Genomic DNA, 7,200 nt, shown 5'->3' with positions numbered 1-7,200 from the left:
TTAATTTAGTCTTGTTTTAAATTTTCTATCACCAGCGATTGACACAGAGCCTAAAAAAATAGCAACCAATTTTGACAAAACGAACCCATCATTCATTCCCTGATTGCTATTCTTTTATTTAATTTTTAATTTATTAATTAGTTTCTTTTCTTTCATTCGCAGCTAATTCTTTTTTATAACGCTCATTACCACGATATAAATCATAAACCGTCCAAATTAGCAATAACACAATTAAAACAATTAATATGTACGCTATTAAGTGCCCTTGGCTAATTTGAGCTGCAGTAGGATTATCCCCATAAAATCCAACAATCGCATCTGGCAAACTGTACATATTCAAAGCGGTTAGCGCAATGACAGATAGCCAACCGAAAAATTTAACTAAGAAATTATTCTTAAAACTTCCCATTTCTGTTTTACTATCCGTAAACATAATTAATGGAAGCATTGAGAACGGCAACGCAAAAGCTAAAAACACCTGTGAATTATTCATCAAATTATTCAGAGCTTTATGCTGGCGAACTGCGCTATAACTAGCAGTTTGGGCAACACAAATCAATACTGGAATAATTGAAAGAAGACGAGTTACTAAACGCCGCATCCATAATGGCATCTTCATGTGGATAAAACCTTCCATGATTATTTGCCCAGTCAAAGTTCCAGTGATGGTAGAATTTTGTCCTGATGCAAGTAATGCAACCGCAAATAGTGTAGAAAGAACGCCGGTTCTAGCAACTTTAGCTAAAATACCATTATTCATTACTGAAGTGTCCGATAAAGCTCTAAACAATCCAAAGAATGATGGATCTTTCACAGCCCCGGACTTAAAAACAGCGACACCAGTTATTAAAAGCAATGCATTAACAACAAAAGCAAACGATAATTGAATGTTAGAATCCCATGTTGTAAAACGAACGGCATCTGCCACATCCTGCTTATTATTATGATTAATTTTACGAGTCTGTGAAATTGATGAGTGCAGATACAAATTATGCGGCATAACGGTTGCACCGATGATGCCTAAAGATCCAGCTAATGGAGTATAACCATTAACAGATGGATGTTTAGAAAAGGTGGCAGTAACAGGAATTAGTCCTTTGGCCATCGCACCCCAATCGGGTTTCGATAAAATGACATAATAAGTAAACACAAACAAAATTACTAAAATTAATGCAACAACAATTGCCTCAATTTTCCTAAAACCAATCTTGGTTAATAATAGTAATACTAAAACATCAAGAACAGTTATAAATACAGCCCAAACTAAGGGTATACCAAACAATAAGTACAATGCAATTGCTGCTCCAATAACTTCAGCAATATCTGTTGCCATAATGGCTAGTTCAGTCATGATCCACAAAACAATGCCTAAAGTTCGACTCGTTCGAGCACGGATAGCCTGGGCTAAATCCATTTGCGTCACGATTCCTAATTTGGCCGCCATATACTGCAATAGCATCGCAATCAAACTTGAAAGTAGAATGACGGACATTAGTAAATATTGGAAATCCTGACCACCAGTAATTGATGTTGACCAATTACCAGGATCCATATAACCAACTGCTACTAACGCTCCAGGCCCTGAAAAGGCAGACAATGTTTTCCAGAATCCTTTACCGTGTGGTACTGGCACGGTCCCATTAATTTCTTCAAGCGATTTTCCATTCTCATAGTGGATTAAATGCTGTTTCTTAGGTGTATTTTTATTTTTTTCAGACACACCAACACCTCCCAATATTCAATTCTATAAGTATGATACTTCTGATTATTCCAAAATTAAATAGCAATATTTTGAAATTTAATATTTAAAAGTACTAACTTGTATTGATTATAGACACTTGACTACGCTTTCTTATAAAAATAAAAAAAGTACTAACATTGTTAGTACTTTATAATTAAAATTCTTCATATTTAGCTGGATCCTGATTATTTAATCTTCCATCGGGCTTATCCAAATTAGTAATTGTTTGCATTTCTTCATCAGATAATTTGAAATCAAACAAATTCAAATTTTCAACTTGTCTAAATGATTTAGAAGATTTAGGTATAGGAATAACTCCTAATTGGGTTTCCCAACGCAAAATAACCCGGCTTGTGGACAAACCTTTGTGATCAGCAATTTTCTTAATAACCGGATCTTTAAGCATTGAACTAGCGCGACCAATCGGGCTCCAAGCCATCGTTATAATATTGTGTTTCTCATCATAAGCACGTAATTGCTTTTCGGAGAAGTATGGATGAAGTTCAATTTGATTAACTACTGGACCTACGCCTGTCTCTTTAACAATACGATCAATATGTTCCGGTAAGAAATTAGAGACACCAATACTTCTGACTAATCCCCATTTTTGAGCAGTAATCAGAGCTTGCCAAGCTTCAACATAATGATTTTCTTTAGGATTAGGCCAATGAATTAAATACATATCATAATAATCCAATCCAGCACGATAAAGTGATTCCTGAATAGTTGTAAGTGCCTCGTTATATTTATGATGTCGACCAGGCAACTTAGATGAAACTATAATCTTCTCACGCGGAACATCAGAACGACGAATAGCTTCACCTACAGTTCCTTCATTTTCATAGTTAAAGGCCGTATCTAATAAACGATAACCATTACTCAAAGCTTTTGTAATAGCATTAACGCCTACAGCACCATTTAATTTATATGTACCAAAGCCAACAGATGGCAAAGTCAAACCATCTGCCGTTGTTAAAGTAGGAATTTTATTCATCAGTAAATATACCTTTCTCTAAATAACTTACATTGAACCTTTGAAAACTCCCCATGATTGATGGAAATAATCCCAACCAGAATAAATAGTAAAAATCAATGCAAGGTAAAGCAAAATTGTACCAATATAGAAGAAGTTACCAATTAACAAAAAGATAATTGAAAACATCTGACAAGTAGTTTTTATTTTCCCTGGCATTTTAGCAGCCAAAACTTGACCTTTATTCTCAGCTAAAATCAAACGCAGACCAGTAACGGCTAGCTCACGACAAACAATAATTGCAACAACCCAAGCCGGTGCTAATTTTAATGAAACTAAGAAGATAAATGCAGTCATAGTTAACATTTTATCAGCTAACGGGTCTGCGAATTTACCAAAATTAGTAATTAAATGACGACCTCGAGCAATTCGCCCATCAAACCAATCAGTTATCGAAGCAATAGCAAATACAATAGCTGCAAATACTAAATTCCAATAAACAGTAAAACTACCAACTTCTACATGAGCATTTCCACCAAAAATAATAATCAACATAAATACAGGAATTAAGAAAATTCTTAATACCGTCAATTTATTAGGCAAATTCATTCTATTTTTACTCTCCTATATACTTACTTCATACTAGCTAATATTATACTATTTTCCATTACTATTAGCATTATTATTGTTTGTAGAACTAGTAGATGGTTGAGTTTGTGTCTTTGATTGACTACTTTGTTGTTGAGTACTTTGTGTGCTTTGCTGCGGGCGAGCCTTTGATTGAGGCTGCTTATTAGTACCAGTTTGTCTACCCTGATTATTGTTCACAGTATTCCTATTGTTATTATTAGTTGTCGTATTATTGTTATTAGTATTAGTTTGGTTAGTAGTTTGTGATTTGATCTTGCCTTTATTCTTGTGTTTACCAATAAATAAGGTAAGGGTTTGGCGACCATTACGACCCTTATACGGAACTTTCTTACCGGCTACACTTACAGAAGTTCCAGTATCATTGCCAAAGGTAATGGCAACACTTTGTGCATTCTTCGGAATATTCATCGTATGCTTTTGGTTGGCAAGAAGATTTTGGGACCATTGAACTTTACCATTTACTGAAACGGTTGAAGTTACATTTTGATTACCTGCACGAACAACTAAACGTCGATTATTTTTTAAACCTGTAACACGATATTGGTTATTACCTAGAGGAACAATCTTAACTAAACTTTTGGCTGGTTTCTTACTAGATGATGAGCTCATCTGTGAAGATACAGAAACACTACTATTAGCATTGTCGTTTTGATGATTAGATGATAAGTGAGCATAAAGAGCGTAAACAATCAAAATAACGATAATAACGCCAAGTCCAATAGCAATCCGTGGCAAATAATTCTTCCACAAGTTTTTCTTATTATTAGTTGTTTTGCGGACTTTTTCACTCTTATTATCGACTGAATCCTCTACATAATCATCAGGTTCAGCTTTAGGTATCTCTTTATGATATTCGCTAAGTAATTTTTTACCATCTAAGCCAACGACTTGAGCATATTGTCTAATAAATGCCCGCACATAAAAATCACCTGGGAGTTTATCAAAGTCATTTTTTTCAATCGCTGTCAGATACCTACTTTGAATCTTGGTTGCTTTTTCAACATCTGCAATCGAAAGCCCTTTGGCTTCTCTGGCACTACGTAATTTATCTCCGATATCTGCCATATTTACCTCTTCAAATCTTTACTCAATATGTTGAGTATACCATTAACTACTTACATAATTACAAAAGCCAGCCACCGCTTACATAAATTGTTTGGCCAGTTAAATAATTACTGTGCGGATCAAGTAAATTCTTAATCCAAAAAGAAATATCGCTACTTTCAGCTAAACGCCCCGCAGGAATCTCTTCTTTAACTTCTTGCATAGTTTCTTTAGGGAACACTGCATTCATAGGAGTATTAACTGCTCCAGGAGCTACAACGTTAACAGTCAAATGCGTGGAAGCTACTTCGCGAGCATAAGCTTGGCTAAACCTAGTTAGCCCAGCTTTACTTGCACTATAAACTGCCTCAAGAGCACTACCTTGTCCCCCATAAACAGAACCTAAATAAACAATACGACTAAATTTATTTTTAATTAAAAGGGGTTCTAACAAATGGGTCAATTTAATTGGAACAATTAGATTAATCTGCATAATTTGATCAATTTTAGCCATTTTTTGCTGACCGACAAAATTATAATCTGTAATCCCTTCAGCAAAAACAGCCGCATTTATTGGTAATAAATTTTTAACAAAAACAATTAATTTATTATCGCTAATGGAAAAATTTAATCTAATTGGAATAAAATCTTGAGCAGGATACTTTTGAGCCAATTTATGACTTATTTTGCAAGCTGCATCCCATTTTTGGTTGCAATGTATATAAAGTGACCATCCAGCTGCAGCTAATTCACCACAAATAGATTGACCAATTCCACCAGTTGCACCAAAAATGATGGCCCGTTTCATTAACTAATATTCCCTTTCTAACTCTGCAAAAAGTATTTTTACTAAATTCACACAGAATTTTAGGTGTGAAAGTCTGAAAGTTTTATAACAGAATTCCTAAAAATTCATCTTTTAACCCTCAATAATCACGCTTAATTTCTATTCTAACATTCTTTTTAATAAATTTTGAGATAAATCAGGACTTGATAAAACTTTCTTAAAGTTTATTAATCACGAATTTGACTTAAAAATAATTCTTATGTATTATTAACTTAAATTATTTAAGGATGTGACTCAAGTTGAAGAAAGCAAATCGTTAATTTAAGAAATTTAATCGCTGTTAATTTATTTAACGGGGATTGTTCTGCTACGATTTGTATTTTCAATTTGTGTACCAAATTAAAATAAAAAAGGAACGCAGAAAGAGTGCGCTCCTTTTTTGTATAGTTCGATTAGTGACAATCCCTGCGATTTTGGTGAGGAGCTAGGATCTACATGGGAACAATAGAAATAAACAATTTATCATTTAAATATGATAATATGAGTCAAAATATTTTTAATAAATTTGATTTAAATATTGATGAAAAATGGAAATTAGGCTTAATAGGACGTAATGGTCGTGGTAAAACCACTTTCCTAAAAATTTTGCAAAAGAAGCTTGAATATCACGGAAGCATTACTACTAATTTGAAATTTGTCTATTTTCCTCAATTTATTAAAAGCAAAAATTTATCCACGCAAAATGTCTTATTGCAACTAGCTAACCTGACAGTAAGCGATTTATGGAAAATTCAAATTGAAATGGATAAGCTGCATTTAAATGATGACATTCTCAATCGACCATTTAATAGTTTAAGCCCAGGTGAAAAAACCAAAGCAAAACTAGCGGTATTATTCTGTAACAAAAGGGATTTTCAATTAATTGATGAACCTACTAATCATTTAGACAATATAGGCAGAAATGTTGTTGCTAATTACCTGAATAAAAAGAAAGGATTCATCGTGGTCAGCCACGACCGTCATTTTCTTAACCAAGTAATTGATCATGTTCTATCAATTGATCGTGCTAAAATTCAATTATTCAAGGGAAATTATGATACCTGGCAAAGACAGTTCGAACTACAAAACGAACATGAAGCTCAAGAGAAGCGACACTTACAAACTGATATCAAACGTTTAAATAAAACCGCGCAAAAAAGCAAAAAATGGTCTCTAAAAACTGAAAAAGGTAAATTTCATAAAACTGATCAGCATGAAAACATTAATCGTGGTTACATAGGACATAAAGCTGCCAAGTTAATGAAACGATCACAATCATTACTGAAAAGAACTACAAAAGAAGTTAATCAAAAGCAACAACTACTAAAAAATATCGATAAAAGTCCGAATCTAGAAATCGATTATGCTAAATCTAGTAAAAGAAACTTATTACAGGTAGAAGATCTAGTTGTTATCCGAAATAAGCACAAATTAAATCAAGCACTATCTTTTACTATTAAACTTGGTGAAAGAATTGCACTCGATGCAGCTAATGGAAGTGGTAAAACAACCATCATAAAAGCAATTTTAGGTAATAATGACTTAATAGCTAATGGTAGCGTGCACTTTGCACATAATATTAAAATTTCTTACATGAAACAAAATTTTACTAATTTCCATGGTGATTTAAAGGATTATGCCCTTAAACATAAGGTTGATTTTTCACAACTACTAAATACTTTACATAAGTTAGGGTTTGATCGCAAAATCTTCACCTTTAAAGTTGAAGAAATGTGTCAGGGTCAGAAAAGAAAACTGGCTTTAGCAGAAAGTCTTTGTACTAAAGCTAATTTATATGTTTGGGATGAACCTTTAAATTATTTAGATGTAATTACACGCCAACAAATAGAAAATTTACTGTTAGAAATCAACCCAACGATGTTATTTGTAGAACACGATCGTATGTTTACTAAAAAAATTGCAACTAGAGAAACTAGGTTAATCCAAGCTTAAACAAAAAACATA

Annotated in this window: 6 protein-coding genes; 1 reads left to right on the top strand and 5 read right to left on the bottom strand. The window is 33.3% G+C overall.

Features of this window, described 5'->3' with window-relative positions; genetic code table 11:
- Positions 1-133: 133 nt before the first annotated feature.
- The 5 genes from FC77_RS03905 to FC77_RS03885 all read right to left on the bottom strand — a co-directional run bounded on the left by FC77_RS03905 (position 134) and on the right by FC77_RS03885 (position 5,217).
- Positions 134-1,720, bottom strand: coding sequence for an Nramp family divalent metal transporter (locus FC77_RS03905; RefSeq protein WP_056970210.1), 1,587 nt, complete (start codon positions 1,718-1,720; stop codon positions 134-136).
- 175 nt (positions 1,721-1,895) lie between these two features.
- Positions 1,896-2,735 (bottom strand): aldo/keto reductase, encoded by an 840-nt coding sequence (locus FC77_RS03900; protein WP_054681717.1) that lies wholly within the window; start codon positions 2,733-2,735, stop codon positions 1,896-1,898.
- 27 nt (positions 2,736-2,762) lie between these two features.
- Positions 2,763-3,323 carry a CDP-diacylglycerol--glycerol-3-phosphate 3-phosphatidyltransferase gene (gene pgsA, locus FC77_RS03895; RefSeq protein ID WP_054681715.1) on the bottom strand — a complete coding sequence of 187 codons (561 nt, stop codon included), beginning with the start codon at positions 3,321-3,323 and terminating at the stop codon, positions 2,763-2,765.
- 48 nt (positions 3,324-3,371) lie between these two features.
- Positions 3,372-4,430, bottom strand: a complete 1,059-nt coding sequence (locus FC77_RS03890; RefSeq protein WP_056970209.1) for a helix-turn-helix domain-containing protein — start codon at positions 4,428-4,430, stop codon at positions 3,372-3,374.
- Positions 4,431-4,488: 58 nt separating this feature from the next.
- Positions 4,489-5,217, bottom strand: a complete 729-nt coding sequence (locus tag FC77_RS03885) for an SDR family NAD(P)-dependent oxidoreductase (protein WP_054681712.1) — start codon at positions 5,215-5,217, stop codon at positions 4,489-4,491.
- 474 nt (positions 5,218-5,691) lie between these two features.
- On the opposite strand from FC77_RS03885, the gene abc-f reads away from it, so the two are divergent.
- Positions 5,692-7,188, top strand: coding sequence for a ribosomal protection-like ABC-F family protein (abc-f, locus tag FC77_RS03880; RefSeq protein WP_056970208.1), 1,497 nt, complete (start codon positions 5,692-5,694; stop codon positions 7,186-7,188).
- The last annotated feature ends 12 nt before the right edge of the window (positions 7,189-7,200 follow it).

Origin of the sequence: Lactobacillus acetotolerans DSM 20749 = JCM 3825, from assembly GCF_001436775.1 — a bacterium.
Classification (GTDB): Bacteria; Bacillota; Bacilli; order Lactobacillales; family Lactobacillaceae; genus Lactobacillus; species Lactobacillus acetotolerans.
This window is presented reverse-complemented; position numbering and strand designations above follow the sequence as displayed.

What these genes read in the sequence shown, in the direction of transcription:
- FC77_RS03885 (WP_054681712.1), bottom strand. Translation starts at nt 5,217, where the DNA reads ATGAAACGGGCCATCATTTTTGGTGCAACTGGTGGAATTGGTCAATCT.
- pgsA (WP_054681715.1), bottom strand. Translation starts at nt 3,323, where the DNA reads ATGAATTTGCCTAATAAATTGACGGTATTAAGAATTTTCTTAATTCCT.
- abc-f (WP_056970208.1), top strand. Translation starts at nt 5,692, where the DNA reads ATGGGAACAATAGAAATAAACAATTTATCATTTAAATATGATAATATG.
- FC77_RS03890 (WP_056970209.1), bottom strand. Translation starts at nt 4,430, where the DNA reads ATGGCAGATATCGGAGATAAATTACGTAGTGCCAGAGAAGCCAAAGGG.
- FC77_RS03900 (WP_054681717.1), bottom strand. Translation starts at nt 2,735, where the DNA reads ATGAATAAAATTCCTACTTTAACAACGGCAGATGGTTTGACTTTGCCA.